20 protein-coding genes are annotated in these 21,527 nt (G+C 62.0%); 17 read left to right on the forward strand and 3 right to left on the reverse strand.

Annotated elements, in window-relative coordinates; genetic code table 11:
- The first annotated feature begins 230 nt into the window (after positions 1–230).
- Entirely contained in the window at positions 231–3,347 is a 3,117-nt protein-coding gene (locus IGS61_RS16195) for an EAL domain-containing protein (RefSeq protein WP_230540597.1), read from the forward strand.
- Between the two features lie 18 nt (positions 3,348–3,365).
- The gene (locus IGS61_RS16200) at positions 3,366–5,648 is read left to right on the forward strand and encodes a xanthine dehydrogenase family protein molybdopterin-binding subunit (RefSeq protein WP_230540605.1); all 2,283 of its coding nucleotides are present in this window, start codon (positions 3,366–3,368) and stop codon (positions 5,646–5,648) included.
- A gap of 6 nt (positions 5,649–5,654) precedes the next feature.
- Here IGS61_RS16200 and IGS61_RS16205 read toward each other — a convergent pair whose 3' ends face one another.
- Positions 5,655–6,083: a thioredoxin family protein gene (locus IGS61_RS16205; protein WP_230540606.1), complete on the reverse strand. Its 429-nt coding sequence runs from the start codon at positions 6,081–6,083 to the stop codon at positions 5,655–5,657.
- A gap of 278 nt (positions 6,084–6,361) precedes the next feature.
- Here IGS61_RS16205 and IGS61_RS16210 point away from each other — a divergent pair, with 278 nt between their 5' ends.
- A complete protein-coding gene (locus tag IGS61_RS16210; RefSeq protein WP_070255356.1) occupies positions 6,362–7,279 on the forward strand; it encodes a 23S rRNA (adenine(2030)-N(6))-methyltransferase RlmJ in 918 nt (305 codons plus the stop codon).
- Positions 7,280–7,339: 60 nt separating this feature from the next.
- Here IGS61_RS16210 and IGS61_RS16215 read toward each other — a convergent pair whose 3' ends face one another.
- Together IGS61_RS16215 and IGS61_RS16220 are read right to left on the reverse strand one after the other, a co-directional pair.
- Positions 7,340–8,089 (reverse strand): SAM-dependent methyltransferase, encoded by a 750-nt coding sequence (locus tag IGS61_RS16215; protein ID WP_230540608.1) that lies wholly within the window; start codon positions 8,087–8,089, stop codon positions 7,340–7,342.
- A gap of 17 nt (positions 8,090–8,106) precedes the next feature.
- Positions 8,107–8,715, reverse strand: coding sequence for a Maf-like protein (locus IGS61_RS16220; RefSeq protein ID WP_230540741.1), 609 nt, complete (start codon positions 8,713–8,715; stop codon positions 8,107–8,109).
- A 223-nt stretch (positions 8,716–8,938) separates the two neighbouring features.
- On the opposite strand from IGS61_RS16220, the gene IGS61_RS16225 reads away from it, so the two are divergent.
- The 14 genes from IGS61_RS16225 to lepA all read left to right on the forward strand — a co-directional run bounded on the left by IGS61_RS16225 (position 8,939) and on the right by lepA (position 21,524).
- Positions 8,939–9,436 carry a YceD family protein gene (locus IGS61_RS16225; RefSeq protein WP_230540742.1) on the forward strand — a complete coding sequence of 166 codons (498 nt, stop codon included), beginning with the start codon at positions 8,939–8,941 and terminating at the stop codon, positions 9,434–9,436.
- A gap of 252 nt (positions 9,437–9,688) precedes the next feature.
- Positions 9,689–9,871, forward strand: coding sequence for a 50S ribosomal protein L32 (gene rpmF / locus IGS61_RS16230; protein ID WP_034749653.1), 183 nt, complete (start codon positions 9,689–9,691; stop codon positions 9,869–9,871).
- Positions 9,872–10,081: 210 nt separating this feature from the next.
- Entirely contained in the window at positions 10,082–11,149 is a 1,068-nt protein-coding gene (gene plsX, locus IGS61_RS16235; RefSeq protein ID WP_230540617.1) for a phosphate acyltransferase PlsX, read from the forward strand.
- A gap of 15 nt (positions 11,150–11,164) precedes the next feature.
- Positions 11,165–12,163, forward strand: a complete 999-nt coding sequence (locus IGS61_RS16240; protein WP_230540619.1) for a beta-ketoacyl-ACP synthase III — start codon at positions 11,165–11,167, stop codon at positions 12,161–12,163.
- Between the two features lie 32 nt (positions 12,164–12,195).
- On the forward strand, positions 12,196–13,137 hold the full coding sequence (gene fabD / locus IGS61_RS16245) for an ACP S-malonyltransferase (RefSeq protein WP_070223879.1): 942 nt from the start codon (positions 12,196–12,198) through the stop codon (positions 13,135–13,137).
- 53 nt (positions 13,138–13,190) lie between these two features.
- Complete coding sequence (fabG, locus tag IGS61_RS16250) at positions 13,191–13,934, forward strand: 3-oxoacyl-ACP reductase FabG (RefSeq protein ID WP_230540621.1); 744 nt, start codon at positions 13,191–13,193, stop codon at positions 13,932–13,934.
- 178 nt (positions 13,935–14,112) lie between these two features.
- Positions 14,113–14,352, forward strand: coding sequence for an acyl carrier protein (acpP, locus tag IGS61_RS16255; RefSeq protein ID WP_008449912.1), 240 nt, complete (start codon positions 14,113–14,115; stop codon positions 14,350–14,352).
- 29 nt (positions 14,353–14,381) lie between these two features.
- On the forward strand, positions 14,382–15,632 hold the full coding sequence (fabF, locus tag IGS61_RS16260) for a beta-ketoacyl-ACP synthase II (RefSeq protein ID WP_230540628.1): 1,251 nt from the start codon (positions 14,382–14,384) through the stop codon (positions 15,630–15,632).
- Between the two features lie 163 nt (positions 15,633–15,795).
- Positions 15,796–16,284 carry a hypothetical protein gene (locus tag IGS61_RS16265; protein WP_230540629.1) on the forward strand — a complete coding sequence of 163 codons (489 nt, stop codon included), beginning with the start codon at positions 15,796–15,798 and terminating at the stop codon, positions 16,282–16,284.
- Between the two features lie 66 nt (positions 16,285–16,350).
- Complete coding sequence (gene rpoE / locus IGS61_RS16270; RefSeq protein WP_230540630.1) at positions 16,351–16,974, forward strand: RNA polymerase sigma factor RpoE; 624 nt, start codon at positions 16,351–16,353, stop codon at positions 16,972–16,974.
- A gap of 72 nt (positions 16,975–17,046) precedes the next feature.
- On the forward strand, positions 17,047–17,382 hold the full coding sequence (locus tag IGS61_RS16275) for a sigma-E factor negative regulatory protein (RefSeq protein WP_230540631.1): 336 nt from the start codon (positions 17,047–17,049) through the stop codon (positions 17,380–17,382).
- Positions 17,383–17,619: 237 nt separating this feature from the next.
- On the forward strand, positions 17,620–19,116 hold the full coding sequence (locus IGS61_RS16280) for a DegQ family serine endoprotease (protein WP_230540632.1): 1,497 nt from the start codon (positions 17,620–17,622) through the stop codon (positions 19,114–19,116).
- Between the two features lie 54 nt (positions 19,117–19,170).
- Positions 19,171–19,416: a glutaredoxin family protein gene (locus IGS61_RS16285; protein WP_230540633.1), complete on the forward strand. Its 246-nt coding sequence runs from the start codon at positions 19,171–19,173 to the stop codon at positions 19,414–19,416.
- A gap of 317 nt (positions 19,417–19,733) precedes the next feature.
- Positions 19,734–21,524, forward strand: a complete 1,791-nt coding sequence (lepA, locus tag IGS61_RS16290; protein WP_034749621.1) for a translation elongation factor 4 — start codon at positions 19,734–19,736, stop codon at positions 21,522–21,524.
- Positions 21,525–21,527: the final 3 nt, after the last annotated feature.

Below are 21,527 nucleotides of genomic sequence, written 5' to 3' on the forward strand. Positions count from 1 at the left end.
AGCAAGCTGCGCGCTTTTCTGCTGGCGCGGGCCGGGCGCGCCGGCGCGCGTGTGGTTTTTCGGCCCTGTCTATATGGCATGACGTCGCCGCTGGCGCGTGTTTATTGGTGACTTTTCCTGCTTTTTCCATGCATAATTGCTCCTGAAAAAGTTTCTTCCCGCCCCGTCCACCCAGTTTCCCCCGTAAAGCTCGATGATCGCCCGCCTGATCCCTGTTGCCCTGTTGCCGCATGTTTAATTCACCTTACCAGCGCCTGCGCACCAGCCTGCGTGTGCTGTACGGCTCGTCGATCTATGGCGCCCTGCTGCTGGTGGTGTTTGGCGGCCTGGTCGTGCCCGCCCTCTTCGGCAGCTATGTGCTGGTCGGCGTGCATGAACGCCAGTCTGCGCGCACCAGCCTGAACGAGGCCTTGCAGCGCAATGCCGACATCCTGGCGCTGGGCATGCAGGAGTCGCTGTGGAACATGAATGCGGAATCGGCCCATTCGCTGGTCGAATCGGTGATGCGCGACCGCTCCGTGCTGCTGGTGAAGGTGCTGGGGCAGGGCGATACGGAATTCATCCGCCTGCAGGCGCCGCAGCGGCCCGTGGGCAATCTGTACCGCGCCGAGCGCGACATCCTCGTGCGCGGCGAGCGCATCGGCCATGTCGTCGTCGAGATGGACGATGCGCGCAGCCAGCAGGAGCTGCGCGAAAAGCAGATCTCCTACATTTTCGTGCTGGGCGCGCAGCTGGCCGTGTCGATGGCGCTGATCGTGCTGTTCCTGAACCGCCGCCTGCTCAAGCCCCTGCGCCGCCTGACGCGCTTTTCCGACCGCCTGTCGCACGGCGATTTCGATACGCCCCTGGCCTCGCACAGCAATGACGAGCTGGGGCGCCTGACGGCCCAGCTCGAGCAAATGCGCGCGGCCATCGGCCAGCTGTTCGAGGACGTGGGCCAGCGCGAAGAACGTTTCCGCACCATCGTCACGCAGGTGCCGGGCGCCGTCTTCCGCTACCGGCCCGACGGCCCCATCGATTTCGTCAGCGATGCCATCGAAGAGATTTCCGGCTATTCGGCGCGCCAGTTCATGCGCGGCAGCACGCACGCCTGGGCCGACCTGATCTGCCCGGAAGACCGCCGCGAGCACCGCCGCGCCGTGCGCCAGGCAGTGGCCGAGGTGCGGCCGTATGCGCTGGAATACCGCATCATCGACGCTTTCGGCATCGAGCGCTGGGTGGCCGAGAATGGCCAGCCTCAGGCGGGCGAGCAGGGCGTCATCTGGGTCGACGGCATCATTGCCGACATCAGCCAGCGCAAGCACCACGAGATGCGCATCGAGGCGCTGCTGACGGAGCAGAGCGCGATTCTGGACAACGTGATGTTCGGCGTGATGTTCGTGCGCCACCGCCGCATCATTTCCGTCAACCGCCGCTGCGAGGAGCTGTTCGGCTATGATCCAGGTCAAATGATGGGCAATTCGACCGCCATCGTCTTCACTTCCTCGTATGATTTCGAAGAGGCGGGCGAGCGCCAGTATCCGGCCCTGGCCCAGGGGGGCGACTTCAGCGAAGAGCGCCAGTACCAGCGCCGCGACGGCAGCCTGTTCTGGGCGCTGCTCAGCGGCTGCGCACTCGATCCGCTGCGTCCCAACGAAGGCAGCATCTGGGTGTATGCCGACATCACGGCGCGCAAGGAAGCCGAGGAAAAGCTGCGCCTGTCGGCCACCGTGCTCGAACACATCGCCGACGGCGTGATGGTGGTCGACGCGAACGGCATCATCGTCACCGTCAACCCGGCGTTTACGCAGATCACCGGCTACAGCGAAGCGGAGGCGCTGGGCCGGCATTCCTCGCTGAACCGCTCGGCGTGCCACGACGCGGCGTTCTACCAGGCGCTGTGGGACGAGCTGATCGCCAGCGGCTTCTGGCGCGGCGAAGTCTGGCACCAGCGCAAGAACGGTGAAATCTACCTCGAGTGGCTGACCATCAGCGCCGTGCGCGACACGCGCGCCGTCACCACCCATTACGTGGGCGTGTTCAGCGACATCACCCTGATCAAGCAGTCGCAGGAAAAGCTCGACCACATGGCCCACCACGACCCGCTGACGGCGCTGCCGAACCGCCTGCTGTTCCACGACCGCCTGCAGCACGCCCTGCTGCGCGCCGCGCGCGAGCAGGAGCAGCTGGCCGTGCTGTTCATCGACCTCGACCGTTTCAAGAATGTCAACGACACCCTGGGCCACCATGTGGGCGACGAATTGCTGCAAAAGGTGGCCGGCCAGTTGGCGGCCCGCCTGCGCGAAGGCGACACCCTGGCGCGCCTGGGCGGCGACGAGTTCATCGTGTTGCTCGAAGGCATAGACGGCGAGTACGGCGCCACGCAGGTGGCGGAAAAGCTGATGACCATGTTCGACCAGCCGTTCACGGTGGCTGACCACGAATTGTTCGTCACCTGCAGCGTGGGCATCAGCCTGTATCCGGACGATGCGCTGGACTTGAACATGCTGATCCGCAATGCCGACGTGGCCATGTACCAGGCCAAGGCGCGCGGGCGCAACGGCTACCGCTTCTATGCGCCGTCGATGACGGGCGAGGGTGTCGAGCGCCTGCGCCTGGAAACCTTCTTGCGCCGCTCGCTGGAAAAGAACGAGATGTTCCTCAATTACCAGCCGCAGGTGGAAATCGACACGGGCCGCCTGGTCGGCGTCGAGGCGCTGGTGCGCTGGAACCACCCGGAACTGGGCCTGGTGCCGCCCGTGCGCTTCATTCCGCTGGCCGAGGACAGCGGTTTCATCAACCAGCTGGGCAAATGGGTGCTCGACGAAGCGTGCCGCCAGATGATGCGCTGGCAGGCGCAGGGCTTGCACGTGCCAAAGATGGCCGTGAATCTCTCGGTCAAACAGTTCGAGCGGGGCAGCATCGCCGGCATGGTGGCCGATATCTTGAAGGAAACGGGCCTGGAGCCGCACCGGCTGCAGCTGGAAGTGACGGAATCGGTGATCATGAACACGGGCGACGCCCTGGGCTTCATCAACGACTTGCACGCCATCGGCGTGGGCCTGGCCATCGACGACTTCGGCACCGGCTATTCCTCGCTCGCCTATCTGAAGCAGCTGCCCGTGCAAACGCTGAAGATCGACCGCTCCTTCATCAAGGATATCTCGACGGACGTGAACGACGAGGCGATCGCGATTGCCATCATCCAGCTGGGCAAGAGCATGCAATTGTCGGTGATCGCCGAAGGCGTGGAGACGGAAGAGCAGGCCGCCTTCCTGCTGCGCCATGGCTGCAAGCTGGCGCAAGGTTATTTTTATAGCCGTCCGGTGCTGGCACAGGATATGCTGGAGCGCTGGATCGATGACTAATCAAATAAGGGAGTTCCCATGACCGGAGAAAAAACCACGTCGCGCCGCCGTTTCCTGCTCGGCGGCCTCGGTCTCGGCGTGGCCGGCGTGGGCGCCCTGGTGCTGGGCTGGGGCGTGCTGCCGCCGCGCCAGCGCCTGCACGGCAGCGCGCCGCTGCCGCTGCACGATGGCGCCGTGGCCTTGAACGGCTGGCTGGCCATAGGCGCGGATGGCACGGTGACCCTGGCCATGCCGCGCAGCGAGATGGGGCAGGGCGTGCATACGGCCTTGCCCATGCTGGTGGCCGAGGAACTCGACGTGCCTTTGAGTAGCGTCAAACTGATCCAGGCGCCCATGGATAAAATCTTCGGCAATGTGGCCATGCTCAAGGACAGCCTGCCGTTCCACCCGGACGAGCAGGGCCGCTTGAAGGCGCTGGCGCAGTGGACGGTGGCCAAGGCCGCGCGCGAACTGGGCGTGATCGTCACGGGCGGCTCGTCGAGCATGAAGGATGGCTGGGGTCCCATGCGCGAGGCCGGTGCGTCCGCGCGCGCCATGCTGCTGCAAGCCGCCGCCGCGCAGTGGCAGGTGCCGGCCGCGCAATGCCGTACGGAAAACGGTGCCGTGATCCACCCGGATGGCCGGCGCGCCAGCTATGCCAGCCTGGCGCAGCGCGCCGCCGCCATCGATCCGGGCGCGCCCGTGCTGAAATCGCCCAAGGATTTCAAACTGATCGGCCAGCCGGCGCCGCGCCGCGACACGCCGTCCAAAGTCAATGGCAGCGCGCGTTTCGGCATCGATGCGCGTCCGCCCGGCATGCTGTATGCGGCCCTGCATCTGCCGCCGCGCCTGGGCGATACCCTGGCCGCGTTCGATGCGGCGCCCGTGCTCGCCATGCCCGGCGTCAAAAAGGTGCTGGACCTGACGCAACACTTGCCCCAGCGCAGCACATCGGTCACCTCGTGCGCGGCCGTGGTGGCCGATACCTGGTGGCGCGCCAGACAGGCGGCCGCGGCCTTGCCAACGCAGTGGAAGGCGGGGCCGCAAGCGAACTTGTCCAGCGCCGGCGTCTACGCGGAATTTGCCCGCCTGTTGAATAGCGAAGCGGGCCATGCCTACCACGCCAGCGGCGAGGTGGAGAGTAAAGCCGTGCAAGGCTTGCGCAGCGTCAAGGCCGAGTACCGCGCGCCGTTCCTCGCGCACGCCGCCATGGAACCCGTCAACTGCACCGCGCAGGTGAGCAATGGCAAGGTGATGCTGTGGGTGTCGACGCAGGCGCCCGGCATCGCCGTCGACGTGGCGGCGAAGGTGGCCGGCGTCGACGCGAAGGATGTCAGCATCGAGGTGCTGCTGCTCGGTGGCGGTTTCGGCCGCCGCCTGGAAGTGGACATGATCGCGCAAGCCGTGGCCATCGCGCTGCAGTGCAATGGCGCGCCCGTGCAACTGGTGTGGACGCGCGAACAGGACACGGCACACGATATGTACCGTCCCGCCGCGCTGGCCCGCTTTGCGGCACGCCTGGACGAGCACGGCCGCATCGCTTCCTGGGACAATAAATCCGTCAGCGGCTCCATCACGCATCAGTTTCTGCAGCGCAATTTCGGCTTGCCCGGCGCGGGGCCGGACAAGACGACGGCCGAAGGCGAATTCGACATGCCGTATGAAATCGCCAGCCAGCGCATCGCCCACGTGATCGCCGACAGTGCCGTTCCCGTCGGCTACTGGCGCTCGGTCGGGCATTCGCACAACGCTTTCTTCAAGGAAAGTTTTATCGATGAACTGGCGCACGCGGCGGGGCAGGACGGCATCGCCTTCCGCCGCGCCATGCTGGCGCAGCATCCGCGCCACCTGGCCGTGCTCGACGCGGCGGTGGATAGGGCGGGCAGCCCGCCGCCGGGCCATGCGCACGGCGTGGCCCTGCACCAGTCGTTCGGCAGCATCGTCGCGCAAGTGGCGCAGGTATCGGTGGAAAACGGCGAGATCCGCGTGCAGCGCGTGGTGTGCGCCATCGATTGCGGCATCGCCGTCAATCCGAACATCATCGCCCAGCAGATGGAGTCGGCCGTGCTGTTCGGCCTGTCGGCGGCGCTGGGCGGCGAGATCACCTTCAAGGATGGCAAAGTGGAGCAGAGCAACTTCCACGACTATCCCGTGCTGCGCATGGGGCAAACGCCCGAGGTGGAAACCATCATCATCGCCAGCGCCGAACATCCGGAAGGCGTGGGCGAGCCCGGTACGCCGCCGATTGCGCCCGCCGTGGCGAACGCCGTATTCAGTCTGACGGGGAAACGGCTGCGCAGCCTGCCGCTGCGCCTGGCTTGATGATGATCAAGCCAGGGTGGCGGCCAGCAGATGGCGCAGATTGCAGTCGCGCTGCCAGTCGCGCCGCTCCTGCGTGCTGCCGGCCAGCGCCGCCAGTTCTGCCGCGCTGAGCGCCTGCTGCGCCTTCACCATGCGGTGCGCCAGGCCGCCGTCGGGCAGCACCGTGCCGAAGAAGGCGACCTGGTCCTCGTGCTGGATCAGCAGGGTGGGGAAGTTGTCGATGTCGAGGTCGCCCACGACGTCGGCCTGGTCTTCGATGTCGATCCAGACGAACAGCGTGTCCGGGTGGCGCGCGGCCAGTTCCTCGAACGTGGCGCGGTAGCTGCCGCAGGTGCCGCACCACAGCGCGCACAGGCAGGCCACCGTCCAGCGAGGGCCGGCCAGGGCTGCCGCGACGTCGGCGCGGTTATCGGTCGTGAGGGTCAGGCTGTGCATGGCTGTATATATTAGTAGGCTGATGGGCGCGGGGCGCCCGATGCGCGTATTCTACCGCGCCCGGCCCCCTCGGTCCCGAGAATGCATGAGCTTGTTTATGGGTGTTTTTTGATGCAATACACCTTTCTGGTGGATAATGCTGGTAATTGCGCGCTGATTACGCTGGTCCATGCTGTTTCCTGGCCCCGCAGCCTGACCCCCTCCAGTCTGTTTTCATGCCCTGCCCGGTGTCAGCGCTCCCGCCTTTATTTATATTTTATTATGGAATTAGCCAGCTTATGTTGAGTTACCGCCACGCCTTTCACGCGGGTAATCACGCCGATGTGTTGAAGCATTATGTGCAGATTCAGTTGTTGCAATATCTGAATCAAAAAGATACCGCCTATAGTTATATCGATACCCATTCCGGCGCGGGCGTGTATGCGCTCGACGGCGGTTATGCGTCGAAAAATGCCGAGTACGAAACGGGTATCGCGCCCCTGTGGGACCGCACGGACTTGCCGGCCTCGCTGGCCGAGTACATGAAGTTGATCAAGGAAATGAATCCGAGCGGCAAGATGCGCTACTACCCGGGTTCGCCGTACTGCGCCGACAAGGTCAGCCGCGAGCAAGACCGTCTGCGCCTGTTCGAGCTGCATCCTGCCGATGCAAAGATTCTGGCTGACAACTTCCGCAAGGTCGAGGCGCATGCGCTGGCCCAGGGCGAGCGTCCCACCGTGCGCGGCAAGCGCGTCATCATCACCAAGGCGGACGGCTTCCAGAGCCTGAAGGCCCTGCTGCCGCCGCCATCGCGCCGCGCGCTGGTGCTGATCGACCCGCCGTATGAAGACAAGATGGATTACCGCAAGGTCAAGGATACCCTGGCCGACGCCCTCGTGCGCTTCCCGTCGGGCATGTACGCCGTCTGGTATCCGGTGCTGCAGCGCATGGAATCGCGCCAGTTCGCCGACAAGCTCAAGCAGCTGCCCAGCTCGGACTGGCTGCACGTGACGTTGACGGTGAATACCCCGTCGCCGGACGGTTTCGGCTTGCACAGCAGCGGCATGTTCATTTTGAACCCGCCGTACACACTGGAGCCGATGTTGCGCGAAGTCATGCCGTACCTGGTGAAAGTATTGGGCCGCGACGATGGCGCGAAGTTTGTGCTGGAAACGGGTAAAGGCGGCCAAAAGAACACCGGTACACGGCGCGTATAGTCGTCCTCGGTTAGTGCTGCAATAAAAAACGCCACGGGTAATTGCCCGTGGCGTTTGTGTTTACTGCCCCAGCAGCAAGAACACGGTCGGTTTCTTGTGGAAGTCAGGTGCCTTGCCGGCGGCCAATTGTTTCTTCCACTGCGCGCCATTCCACGTTTGCACGCTTTCCGAGTCCAGGCTCAGGTCGGTGGCGACGCAGATCAGGGTCGATGGCGCGCATTGGGCTACCAGCGCTTCGAGCATGGCGGCGTTGCGGTACGGCGTTTCGATGAACAGCTGGGTTTGCTTTTCATTGCGTGACCGGCTTTCCAGTTCCTTGATGCGCTTGGCGCGCAGGGCCGCATCCGTGGGCAGGTAGCCGTTGAAGGCGAAGCTCTGGCCGTTCAAGCCGCTGGCCATCACGGCCAGCAGGATCGACGACGGGCCCACCAGCGGGCGTACTTTGATGCCGTGCTGGTGCGCCAGGCGCACGAGGTCGGCGCCGGGGTCGGCCACGGCGGGCACGCCCGCCTCCGACACGAGGCCCGCATCGCGTCCCGCCAGCAGCGGTGCCAGCAAGCCGGCCAGCGCCTGCGCGGGGGTATTGACGTTGAGTTCGGAAATCGTGATTTCCTGCAAGGGCTTGGCCAGCGGATGCTGGTTGCCGATCAGTTTCAGGAAGGCGCGCGCCGTCTTGGCGTTTTCCGCAACGAAATAGTCGAGCTGCGAGGTGAGGTGCCGCACCTGCTCGGGAATGATGCTTGCCAGCGGGTCGATGGCGCCATCGGACAGGCCGAGGTGGTTGGGGATCAGGTACAGGGTGCCGGTCATATTCTTCTTGTCGGTAATTAAATGGTGAAAAACGCCACGCCCGCCTTGCGCAGCATGCCGGTGAGGGCGATCAGCGGCAAGCCGGTGAGGGCGGTCGGGTCGGTGCTGTCGATGCGTTCGAGCAGGGCGATGCCCAGGCCTTCGTTCTTGGCGCTGCCGGCGCAATCATACGGCTGCTCGATGCGCAGGTAGGCGTCCAGTTCGGCATCGGGCAAGTCGCGCACGGTGACGAGGGTTTGCACATCTTCCACTTGCGCCACAGGCAACGCCTGGCGGCCATCCAGCAGGCATAGTGCCGTGTGGAACACGGTCTGGCGCCCACGCATGGTTTGCAGTTGCAGCAAGGCATAGTCATGGTTGCCGGGCTTGCCGATCTGTGCGCCGTCCAGGGTGGCGACCTGGTCTGAGCCGATGACGAGGCTGCCAGGATAGCGGTCGAGCACGGCCTGCGCCTTGGCCTGGGCCAGGCGCAGGGCCGTGGCGCTGGGGCTTTCGCCTGGCAGGGGGCTTTCGTCGAGATCGGGCACGGCCACCTCGAAAGGCAGGCGCAGGCGTTCCAGCAATTCCTTGCGGTAGGTCGAACTCGATGCAAGAATCAAGCGCAATGGGGCGGAAGTTGGTATCATTCGGTAGTAGATGGCGGCCGGCATGGCCGCGCTGGTCGATGTCAGTGGAATTTCACGCAAATTCCCGGGCGCGGAGTCCATAACTGAGGCTCCATGCGGCATGACGGTGTTGATGAAGTTGTCATGTTGATGGCAATGATTGCGTCAAAAAAGATGCTTAGGCTTTGACTCGGTGCTAAAAACCCTGTTATTATCGCAGGTTTTCCGGGGAAATTTTCTACCAATGAATGCTTTTGTGATCGACGCCTTTGATTTTTGTCGTATCAGCGGGAGCCGCGAGGGTGTAACTCCTGTCGCTGAAATGACCCGGTTGACCAAGGATTGTGCAGATGCTTCCGGCGACATCGCCTGGAAGATCGTCGGCGGCACCAGCAAGCTGGGCTACCCACAACTGACCTTGTCGGTCAACGGCACCGTTCAGCTGGTTTGCCAGCGCTGCCTGACTCCGTATGCTTACGTAATTGATTCTTCGACTGTTCTGATGCTGGGCAAGGATGACGAGCACGCGGACGAGATCGAAGAAATCATCAACGATGAATCGATCGACGTGATCGTCGGCAGCCGCAGCATGGATGCCGCGGCCCTGATCGAAGATGAAGCCTTGCTGGCCCTGCCGCAGGTACCCAAACACGATGTCTGCCCCGATACGGCGCAACTCGATGCTCTCAAGACTGAAAAGAAGTCGCCGTTCGCGGCACTGAAAGACTTGAAGCCAGAATAAGTTAAGAGATTAAGTTAAGTAGTAGTGGTATTTGTAGGGGGCCTCAAAAACCGTAGGTTTGTGAGGTTCCGCTTAAAGAACGTGTCAAACGCGTGTAGTAATCGAGTATGGCAAGTGTAGTGAAATGTAATTGTAATAAACGATGTCGGTACGGACTGTTTTCGGGTAGTCTTTGCCGCTGGGATACTCGATTCGCATGTATTTGCTAATCGATTGTGCTAAAATTTTAGAACTTATGTATTAGGAGTCATCATGGCAGTTCAACAGAACAAGAAAACCCCTTCCAAGCGCGGCATGCACCGTTCGCACGACTTCCTGGTCGCGCCGCAATTGAGCGTCGAGCCAGTTACCGGCGAAACACACATGCGTCACCATATCAGCCCTAACGGCTTCTATCGTGGCCGTAAAGTGTTGAAGACCAAAAACGACGAGTAATCGACGTTTTTGTTGGGTAAGATGAAAGCGGTGTTGCGTGGTTATTCGGCGTGGCGCCGCTTCTTCTTTTTTATCGGCTGCAATTCATCTTGCGCACCCGTCATTTTGAATCAAGCTTGCTCAGGCGGTGCATGACATGCTGCGCCCTGCATATGCTCCAGTCCGATTCACATCTTGCCGCAAGCCCACAGCGGTACTGAATCAAAACAAATGACAATCAAAATTTCTATCGACTGCATGGGCGGAGATCACGGTCCCTCAGTCACTATCCCCGCAGCAATTTCCTTTGTAAAACATGAGCCTGAAGCCGAACTGATCCTTGTTGGATTGGAAGACGTGATCCGTGCCGAACTGAAAAAACATAAAGCCGACACGCATCCGCGCCTGTCGGTATTGCATGCCTCCGAACAAGTTACCATGGACGATCCCCTGGAAGTGGCCCTGCGCCGCAAGAAGGATTCCTCCATGCGCGTGGCCATCGAACAGGTCAAGAGCGGCGCGGCGCAAGCCTCCGTTTCCGCCGGTAATACGGCAGCCCTGATGGCCGTGTCGCGCTATGTATTGAAAACCATGTCCGGCGTCGACCGCCCGGCCATCTGCAGCATCTTGCCGAATCAAAAGAACGGTCCTACCTACATGCTGGATCTGGGCGCCAACGTCGATTGCGAACCGCATCACTTGCACCAGTTCGCCATCATGGGTTCCGTGCTGGTTTCCGCCATGGAAGGCATCGAACGCCCGACGATCGGCTTGCTGAACGTGGGCACGGAAGATATCAAGGGCAATGAAGTGGTGAAACTCACCTCGAAGCTGCTGCAGGCCGACCACGAGCGTGGCGCGCTGAACTTCTACGGCAACGTGGAAGGCAATGATATCTTCAAGGGCACGACCGATATCGTCGTCTGCGACGGTTTTGTCGGCAACGTCACCCTGAAAGCCATCGAGGGCCTGGCGCGCCTGGTGAAAGACGTGCTCACTTCCGAATTCAAGCGCAATCCGCTGACCATGCTGGGCGCGCTGATCGCCCGCGGTGCCTTGAAAGCCATCGGCAACCGCTTGAATCCCTCGCGTTACAACGGCGCCAGCCTGCTGGGCTTGCGTGGCCTCGTCTTCAAGAGCCACGGCAGCGCCGATGCCTATTCCTTCGAATGGGCCTTGCGCCGCGCCTTTGATGCGGCAAAAAATGACGTGCAAGCGCACCTGGCCAGCCTGATCGCCGAGCTGATGCCGCGCACGCCAGTACCGGACGAACCTACATCAACAAGCTCTACCATTTAGTGGACGGGTATTTGCATGACTGTTTTTAGCAAAACTTACAGCAAAATTATCGGTACCGGCAGCTACTTGCCGGAGAAGCGCGTCACGAACCAGGATTTGACCGAACAGCTCGCCGCCAAGGGCATCGAGACGTCGGATGAGTGGATCGTCTCGCGCAGCGGCATTTCGGCGCGCCATTACGCGGCGCCGTCGCAAAATTCCTCGGACCTGGGCGTGGAAGCGGCCAAAAAGGCCCTGGAAATGGCTGGCCTGAACGGCAACGACCTGGACCTGATCATCGTCGCCAGCTCGACCCCCGACTTCTTCGGCAGCTTCCCCAGCACGGCCTGCATCGTGCAAAACAAGCTGGGCATCACGAACAACTGCGCCGCCGTCGACGTGCAAGCCGTCTGCAGCGGTTTCGTGTATGCGGTCGCCACGGCCGACAGTTTCATCCAGTCGGGCATGCACAAGAACGTGCTGGTGATCGGCGCCGAAGTGTTTTCGCGCATCCTCAATTTCGACGACCGCGGCACCTGCGTGCTGTTCGGCGACGGCGCCGGCGCCATCGTCATGACGGCGTCGAAAGAGCCGGGCATCCTGGCCACCAAGCTGCACGCGGACGGCCGCCATTCGGACATCCTCAGCGTGCCGGGCAGCCTGGCCGGCGGCGCGCTGGCCGGCAGTGCCTTCCTGTACATGGATGGCCCGGCCGTGTTCAAGCTGGCCGTGTCCGTGCTGGAAAAGGTCGCGCACGAAGCCCTCGAACACGCCAACATGACGTCGGACCAGATCGACTGGCTGATCCCGCACCAGGCGAACATCCGCATCATGAACAGCACGGCAAAGAAACTCGGCTTGCCACTGGACAAGATGGTCGTCACCGTCGACCAGCATGGCAACACCTCGGCCGCCTCGATCCCGCTGGCGCTCGACATCGCCGTGCGCGATGGCCGGGTAAAAAAGGGCGACAACGTCATGATGGAAGGCGTGGGCGGCGGCTTTACCTGGGGCGCCGTGCTGGCGCGCATGTAATCCCGCAATACTATTAAAAAAACGGAGTCACCATGACACAATTTGCATTTGTTTTCCCAGGCCAAGGCTCGCAAGCGATTGCGATGCTCGACGGTTTCGCCGGCAACCCCGTGGTGGCGCAGACCGTCGCCGAAGCGTCGGACGCCCTGCAATGCGACCTGGGCAAACTGATCGCCGAAGGTCCGAAGGAAGAGCTGGACCTGACCACCAACACGCAACCGGTGATGCTGACGGCCGCCGTGGCCTTCTACCGTGCCTGGCTGGCAGCGGGCGGCCCCGTGCCGACGGTCGTGGCCGGTCACAGCCTCGGTGAATACTCGGCGCTGGTCGCCGCCGGCGTGATCTCGTTCAAGGATGCCGTGCCGCTCGTGCGTTTCCGCGCGCAAGCGATGCAGGAAGCCGTACCGGTAGGGCAGGGCACGATGGCTGTCGTGCTGGGCCTGTCGGACGACGACGTACGCGCCGCCTGTGCGGAAGCGGCGGCGGAAAACCCGGCCCTGGTGGTCGAGCCCGTCAATTTCAATGCGCCAGCGCAAGTGGTCATCGCCGGCCACACGGCCGCCGTCGAGCGCGCCTGCGAGCTGGCCAAGGCCAAGGGCGCCAAGCGCGCCATGAAGCTGCCCGTCTCGGCGCCATTCCACTCGTCGCTGCTGAAGCCGGCTTCGGACCGTTTGCGCGAGTACATGGCCGGCCTGACGTTCGCCGCGCCGCAGATCGCCCTGATCAACAACGTCGACGTGGCCATCGTCAATGATGTCGCCGGCATCAAGGATGCGCTCGTGCGCCAGGCAGCCAGCCCAGTGCGCTGGGTGGAAACCATGCAAAAGGTTGCTGCGGATGGCATCACGCAAGTGATCGAATGCGGTCCGGGCAAGGTCCTGATGGGCCTGGCCAAGCGCATCGACCCCGTGCTGGTGGGCGACGCCATCGTCGACCAGGCCTCGCTGGAACGTATTTTGACGCAGCTCAAATAAACAGCAAACGGCAGTGCAGTTGTGGCTGCCGTCAGCCATCTTTAAGGATACTCATGAATTTAGCAAATCAAGTCGTGCTGGTCACGGGCGCCTCGCGCGGCATCGGCCGCGCCATCGCCACCGAACTGGGCAAGCAGGGTGCCACCGTGGTCGGCACCGCCACCTCGGAAAGCGGCGCGCAAGCGATCACCGATTACCTGGCCGCCGAAGGCGTGGCGGGCAAGGGCCTGGTCCTGAACGTGACCGATGCGGCGCGCTGCGCTGCCGTCGTCGACGAAGTGCAGAAAACCTACGGCAGCCTGTCGATCCTGGTCAACAATGCGGGCATCACGCAAGACCAGCTGGCCATGCGCATGAAGGATGAAGAGTGGGACAGCGTGATTTCGACGAACCTGTCGGCCGTCGGGCGCCTGTCGCGCGCGGTACTGCGTGGCATGATGAAAGCCAAAGCCGGGCGTATTATTAACATCACGTCGGTGGTGGCGTCGTCGGGCAATCCGGGGCAGATGAATTACGCGGCGGCCAAGGCCGGCGTGGAAGGCATGAGCCGCGCGCTGGCGCGCGAAATCGGCAGCCGCAACATTACCGTGAACTGCATCGCCCCGGGCTTCATCGATACCGACATGACCAAGGCCCTGAGCGAAGAGCAGCACGCGGCCCTGTTGACGCAAATTCCCCTGTCCCGCCTGGGCAAGCCGGAAGACGTGGCGTCGGCGGTGGCCTTTCTGGCCTCGCCGCAAGCGGCGTATATCACGGGCACGACCCTGCACGTGAACGGCGGAATGTACATGAATTGATGTGAAAGGTAGACGGGGCGGGCGTTTGTGGCATGATTCAACGGTCGTTTTTGTCTATAATCGCATCTTTTAGCAGCAGCTTCGGTCGAATTAGCAGCAGACACCGAAATTAGTATTCGGACGCGCAAACCTGATAAAATGCGCGCACTTTCCGTAACACACACTTTGGAGCCATAACATGTCGGATATCGAACAACGCGTTAAGAAAATCGTCGCTGAGCAACTGGGCGTTGCAGAAGCAGACATCAAAATCGAATCCTCCTTCGTCGACGACCTGGGCGCCGATTCCCTGGACACCGTGGAACTGGTGATGGCCCTGGAAGACGAATTCGAAATGGAAATCCCTGACGAACAAGCTGAAAAAATCACCACCGTGCAACAGGCGATCGACTACGCCACCGCACACGTCAAGGCCTAAGCCTGTCTGACCGACTTCAGGAGAATCGCTTGAGCCGTTCTAAAAACCGTCGTGTTGTTGTCACCGGCCTGGGCTGCGTTTCACCTGTCGGCAATACTATTGCCGAGGCGTGGGGCGCAATCGTCGAAGGTAAATCCGGCATTGCCACGATTACCAAATTCGATGCACAGCCATTCACCACGCATTTTGCCGGTGAAGTCAAAGGCTTCAATATCGAAGAGTACATCTCCGGTAAGGAAGCCCGCCATATGGATACCTTTATCCATTACGGCATGGCTGCGGGCATCCAGGCGATGCAGGACTCCGGCCTGGAAGTGACCGAGGAAAACGCCGAGCGCATCGGCGTGATCATCGGTTCCGGTATCGGCGGCCTGCCGCTGATCGAGGAAACCAAGTCCGAGTACGAAAAGCGCGGTCCGCGCCGTATCTCGCCATTTTTCGTGCCTGCCTCGATCATTAACATGATCTCTGGCAACCTTTCGATCAAATATGGTCTGAAGGGCCCGAACCTGGCGATCGTGACGGCGTGTACCACCGGTTTGCACAGCATCGGTGCCGCAGCGCGCATGATCGAGTACGGCGATGCCGACGTCATGATCGCCGGTGGTGCCGAATCGACCGTGTCGCCGCTGGGCCTGGGCGGTTTCGCCTCGGCACGCGCCTTGTCGACCCGCAACGACGATCCGGCAACGGCATCGCGTCCGTGGGATGCCGACCGCGACGGCTTCGTGCTGGGCGAGGGCGCTGGCGTCATGGTGCTGGAAGAGTACGAGCACGCGGTAGCCCGTGGTGCCAAGATCTATGCCGAAGTGCATGGTTTCGGGATGAGCGCAGATGCTTATCACATGACCTCGCCGTTGGAAGATGGCAGCGGCGGCAGCAAATCGGTGATCGCGGCCCTCAACAACGCCGGCTTGAACGCGGATCAGATCCAGTACCTGAACGCGCACGGCACGTCGACCCCGCAAGGCGACGTGGCGGAAGTGATGGGCATCAAGCGCACCTTCGGCGAGCACGCCAGGAATCTGGTCGTCAACTCGACCAAGTCGATGACGGGCCATTTGCTGGGCGGCGCGGGCGGTCTGGAAGCGGTGTTTACGGTCCTGGCATTGCACCATCAGGTGTCGCCACCGACCATCAACATCTTCAACCAGGATCCTGCTTGCGATCTTGATTTCTGTGCCAACACGGCGCGTGATATGAAGATCGATTATGCAGTGAAGAATTCGTTCGGCTTCGGCGGAACGAATGGCACGCTGATTTTCGGTAAAGCGAAATAAGCAGGAACTTTCAAGCGCTCGCTACGGTCAAACCGTAGTGAGCGCTGATTCGGCGCCAACGTTCGTTGGCGCCTGAATTTGCCCGGCATGTTGCCGGCGCGCCTTTTTTTTCCCATGAAGTATGTCGATCGCGGTAGCGGCTGTTATTCGCACGCCTGTCTGTTTGCGCCTGCTGCAAGCGGTGCTGGGACTGTGCGCCCTGCTCGCCGCCTGGCCCTTGAGCGGCGCGTGGCGTGCCGCGGCGGTGCCTGGCCAACTGGTGGGCGGCTATGCGCTGGGCTGGCCAGCCGCGTTGCTGAGTGCGGCAGGCGGCGTGTTTTTGCTGGCTTTGCTGCGCAGGCGCAGAAAGCCGCAGGCGCTTGATATTTCGCCGGTCGGCCAGTTGCGGCTGGCGGTATATCTGGAGCATGGCGGGGCGCCAGGGACGGGCGCCAGCGAGCGGGTGCCGCCGGCCATGCGGCAGCCCCTGACGGCGCCGGAGCTGCGCCTGTTGCCGGGCTCGACCTTGTGGCCGTCGCTGCTGGTGCTGTGCCTGGCCGATGCCGCCGGGCGGCGCACGCAGTTGCTGGTGCAGCGTGGCAAGAGCTGCGCCGCCTTTCGCCCGCTGGCCGTGGCTTGCCGGGCTATCGCGGCGCGGAAGAGGGAAGAATAAAAGTGGGGCGAACACTGAACTTCTTGCAGCGGGCCAACTCTATATCCATACAGGCGCCCACGCTGCATGACTACAGGGACATTGGGCGTGAGGACAGAGCGCGAGTATGATCAGTTGCTGGTCGAGCGGGTGCAGGCGGGCGACAAACGGGCATTCGATGTGCTGGTATCGAAATATCAGCGCCGCTTGATGCGCCTGGTGTCGCGCCTTGTGCATGATCCGGCGGAGGCCGAAGATGTGGTGCAGGAAACCTTTATCAAGGCATACCGGGCGCTGCGCCATTTTCGCGGCGATGCCGCCTTTTATACCTGGTTGTATCGCATCGGCATCAATACGGCCAAGAATTATCTCGTTACGCAGGGGCGGCGCGCGGCCACGTCCAGCGATGCCGACGCCGAGCAGGCGGAATCCTTCGATGACGGCAATAAATTGCGCGACAACAATACGCCCGAATCGGTGCTGGCCAGCAAGCAGATTGCGGCCACCGTCAATGCGGCCATGGATGTGCTGCCCCTCGAGTTGCGCACGGCCATCGTGCTGCGCGAGATCGAGGGCCTCAGCTACGAAGAGATATCGGAGATCATGGCGTGTCCCATCGGCACCGTGCGCAGCCGCATTTTCCGCGCGCGCGAAGTGATTGCGGAGAAATTGAAGCCCTTGTTGGACATGCCGATTGACAAGCGCTGGTAATCTGGAGAGTATGAGGTTGGCATGGCTGCGTCCGGTTTCCGCACCGATTCTCTTGAAATGGCAGGACCCATCATGGATACGCACACACGATTGCACGAGACTATTTCCGCGCTGGCCGATGGCGAGCTGGCGGCGAGCGAACTCGAACTGGCTTTTGCGGCCCTCGACACGGATGAGGGACGCCAGGCCTGGGATGCCTATCGCCTCATCGGCGACGTGCTGCGCTCGGAGCATTGCGGCCATGCATTGAGCGCCGAATTCGACGCGCGCCTGGCCGGCCGCCTGGCCGCCGAGGCGACGCCTGACGGGCCGGTTGCCCATGCGGAGCCGCTGCCCCCGCTGTCCGCAGCCATCGTGCCGCCGGGCGCGGCCGAGCCGCTGGAGGCGGGACCGCTGGCGCAACGCTAGCGCTGCACCAACTTATGCCAGGCTTAACGTTCCTGTCGCCCTCTTGACACTGGACTTCGGTACGATTGACACTGTGTGCAGGCAATATCTTGCTTTTGCGATATATTGTTGCTTTGTTGGCCATGCGCGCAGCCAGGTGTGTTTGCCCCTGGGATGCCGTCATGACGGCCAATCATGCACGCAGGCAATCGCCTGTCCGCGTTTTGATCCGTTTACATACTCGAAAAGATCCTTTCCATGAAAAAAAACATGTGTGCCGCCAGCAAGTCGTTTTCAGTGAAGACACTTTCCGCTTTATTGTTCGGTACGGCTGGCGTGTTTCTGGCTCCCACCATGCTGGGGCTGGCGCCACAGGCGCAGGCCGCCGTGGCGGCAGTGAAACTGCCTGATTTCTCGGATCTGGTCGACGCCGTCGGCCCGGCCGTCGTGAATATCCGCACCACCGAGCGCCTGAAGATGGCTGCGCCCGGCGCGGGCGGCCAGGATGAGCAGGAAATGCAGGAATTCCTGCGCCGCTTCTTCGGCGGCGCCATGCCGACGCCGCGCCAGCAGGCGCCGCGCGGCGGCCGACGTGCCGTGCCGCAGGAACAGGAAGTGCAGCGCGGTGTCGGTTCCGGCTTCATCATTTCGGCCGATGGCTACGTGCTCAGCAATGCCCACGTGGTCGATGGCGCCGATGAAGTCTACGTGACCCTGACGGACAAGCGCGAGTTCAAGGCCAAGGTGATCGGCGCTGACGCCCGCACCGACGTGGCCCTGCTGAAGATCGAAGGCGCCAACCTGCCGCGCCTGACCATCGGCGACTCGAACAAGATCCGCGTGGGCGAGTGGGTGATCGCCATCGGCTCGCCATTCAACCTGGAAAACACGGTGACGGCCGGCATCATTTCCGCCAAATCGCGCGATACGGGCGACTACTTGCCGCTGATTCAGAGCGACGTGGCCGTCAACCCCGGCAACTCGGGCGGTCCCTTGATCAATATGCGCGGCGAAGTGATCGGCATCAATTCGCAGATCGCCACCCTGTCCGGCGCCTACAACGGCATTTCGTTTGCCGTGCCCATCGATGAAGCCATGCGCGTGGGCGAGCAGCTGAAAAAGACGGGCAAGGTGGTGCGCGGGCGCATCGGCGTGCAGATCGGCGAAGTGAGCAAGGACGTGGCGGAATCGCTGGGCTTGCCGAACGCCAAGGGCGCGCAAGTGTCGATGGTGGAGCCGGGCGGTCCGGCCGACAAGGCGGGCATCAAGCCGGGCGACATCATCCTGAAATTCAATGGCGCTGCGATCGAGCGTTCGTCCGACCTGCCGCGCCTGGTAGGCGGCGCCGCCGTCAATGGCAAGTCCACGGTCACCGTCTGGCGCAAGGGGGCGCAGCAGGATATTCCCGTCACCGTCGTCGAGCTGGAAAGCGAGAAAACGGCGAAGAAGGGCGCCAAGGAGCCGGAAGCGCAAGCCGTCAATGCACTGGGCTTGAAGGTCAGCGACGTGCCGGCCGCGAAGAAGCAGGAATTGAAGATCGACGCGGGCGTGCTGGTCGAGGATGCGGATGGCGTGGCGGCCCAGGCCGGCCTGCAGCCTGGCGACGTGATATTGCAATTGAACAACGTTGCCGTGAAAGATGCCAAGCAATTCAATGCCCTGGTGGCCAAGCTCGATCCGAAGAAATCGTCGGCCGTGCTGGTGCGCCGCGGCGACGTGGCGCAATTCGTTTCGCTGCGCCCGTCGGCCAAGTAAGTTTTTGATTCACCTGCATCCCGGCTCCCGCCGGGATGCCTTTCCCTTTTCTTCATGCACTTCACCCTCTATTCCCGCAGTTATTGCCATTTATGCCAGGACATGCTCGATGGCTTGCTCCTGCTGCAGCCGCCTGAAAAACCGTTCACGGTGGACGTGATCGATATCGACGCCTCGCCCGATGCCACGCTGCTGGCCCGTTTCGACGAGCTGGTGCCGGTGCTGTTTGCCGACCTGGCGCAGCCCGAACTCTGTCATTATTTTCTCGACGAAGCGGCCGTGCGGCGCTGCCTGGTGTAGCTTAACTGTCAATATTGACACTGCATTGCACCATTCTGGTGCTGAAATCAGCCGAAAATGTGGGCTTGGCCCGGTGCCGGCCTCATAAGACGGGCTTTCCGCTCTGAAATCCGGTAAAATGGGGAGGTCGAAAAAGCTACTGTCCGAGGCAGCAGCTTCTGTCGCTTCAAAAGCGCTCGCCTGGGCATGCAGATGTCCTGCTCGGAGCGCTTTTTTCATCATGAGTGGGGCGCCTGGTTTTGGCCCTGTTTGGCCCGGACATGATCCCCCTGATTCCTGTTAAAGCAGTGTCGTCAACTTCGCACTTATATTAGTTAATGAACAACATACGCAATTTCTCCATCATCGCCCATATTGACCACGGTAAATCGACCCTGGCTGACCGCATCATTCAATTGTGCGGCGGCTTGTCCGACCGCGAGATGGAGGCGCAGGTGCTCGATTCGATGGATCTGGAGCGCGAGCGCGGCATTACCATCAAGGCGCAAACGGCGGCCCTGCACTACAAGGCGCGCGATGGCCAGATCTACAACCTGAACCTGATCGATACGCCGGGCCACGTCGACTTCAGCTATGAAGTGTCGCGCTCGCTGTCGGCTTGCGAAGGCGCGCTGCTGGTGGTTGACGCATCGCAAGGCGTGGAAGCGCAAACCGTGGCCAACTGCTACACGGCGCTGGACCTGGGCGTGGAAGTGGTGCCCGTGCTGAACAAGATCGACTTGCCGAACGCGGATCCTCCGAGCGCCATTGCCGAGATCGAAGACGTGATCGGCATCGACGCGGGCGACGCCGTGCATTGCTCGGCCAAGACGGGCTTCGGCGTGCTGGACGTGCTCGAGCAACTGATCGTCAAGGTGCCGCCGCCGAAGGGCGACCCCGATGCGCCGCTGCAGGCGCTGATCGTCGACTCCTGGTATGACGCCTATGTGGGCGTGGTCATGCTGGTGCGCGTGATCAACGGCACCCTGAAGCCGAAAGACAAGATCCGCCTGATGGCCACCGATTCGGTGCAGCTGGTGGAAGACATCGGCGTCTTTTCGCCCCGTTCGCAATCCTTGCCGCAACTCTCCGCTGGCCAGGTGGGCTTCATCATCGCCGGCATTAAGGAATTGAAGGCGGCGAAAGTGGGCGATACGGTCACCCTGGCCAACCGTCCTGCCGCCGCGCCATTGCCTGGCTTCAAGGAAGTGCAGCCGCAAGTGTTCGCCGGCCTGTTCCCGGTGGAAGCGAACCAGTACGACGCGCTGCGCGACTCGCTGGAAAAGCTGAAACTGAACGACGCTGCCCTGATGTACGAGCCGGAAGTGTCGCAGGCGCTGGGCTTCGGCTTCCGCTGCGGCTTCCTGGGCTTGCTGCACATGGAAATCGTGCAGGAACGCCTCGAGCGCGAATTCGACATGGACCTGATCACCACGGCGCCTACCGTCGTGTACGAAGTGATCCAGCGCGACGGCACCATGATCAACGTCGACAATCCGTCGAAGATGCCCGATCCGTCGCGCATCGAGGAAGTGCGCGAGCCTATCGTCACGGTCAATCTGTACATGCCGCAGGAATACGTGGGCTCCGTGATTACCTTGTGTATCGGCAAGCGCGGCATCCAGATGGACATGAGCTACCACGGCCGCCAGGTCAAGCTCGTGTATGAAATGCCGATGGCCGAGATCGTGCTGGACTTCTTCGACCGCCTGAAATCGACGTCGCGCGGCTATGCCTCGATGGATTACGAGTTCAAGGAATACCGCGCGGCCGACGTGGTCAAGGTCGACATGCTGATCAACAGCGAAAAAGTCGATGCGCTGGCCATCATCGTCCACCGTTCGAACAGCCAGTACCGTGGCCGCCAGGTGGCCGCCAAGATGCGCGAACTGATCCCGCGCCAGATGTTCGACGTAGCGATTCAGGCGACCATCGGCGCGAACATCATTTCGCGCGAGAACGTGAAAGCCTTGCGCAAGAACGTCTTGGCCAAGTGCTATGGCGGCGACATCAGCCGCAAGAAGAAATTGCTGGAAAAACAAAAAGCGGGTAAGAAACGCATGAAGCAAGTGGGTTCCGTGGAGATCCCGCAAGAAGCATTCCTGGCAATTTTACAAGTGGACGGTTAATAC

The organism is Janthinobacterium sp. FW305-129, from assembly GCF_020858115.1.
Taxonomy (GTDB): Bacteria; Pseudomonadota; Gammaproteobacteria; order Burkholderiales; family Burkholderiaceae_D; genus Janthinobacterium.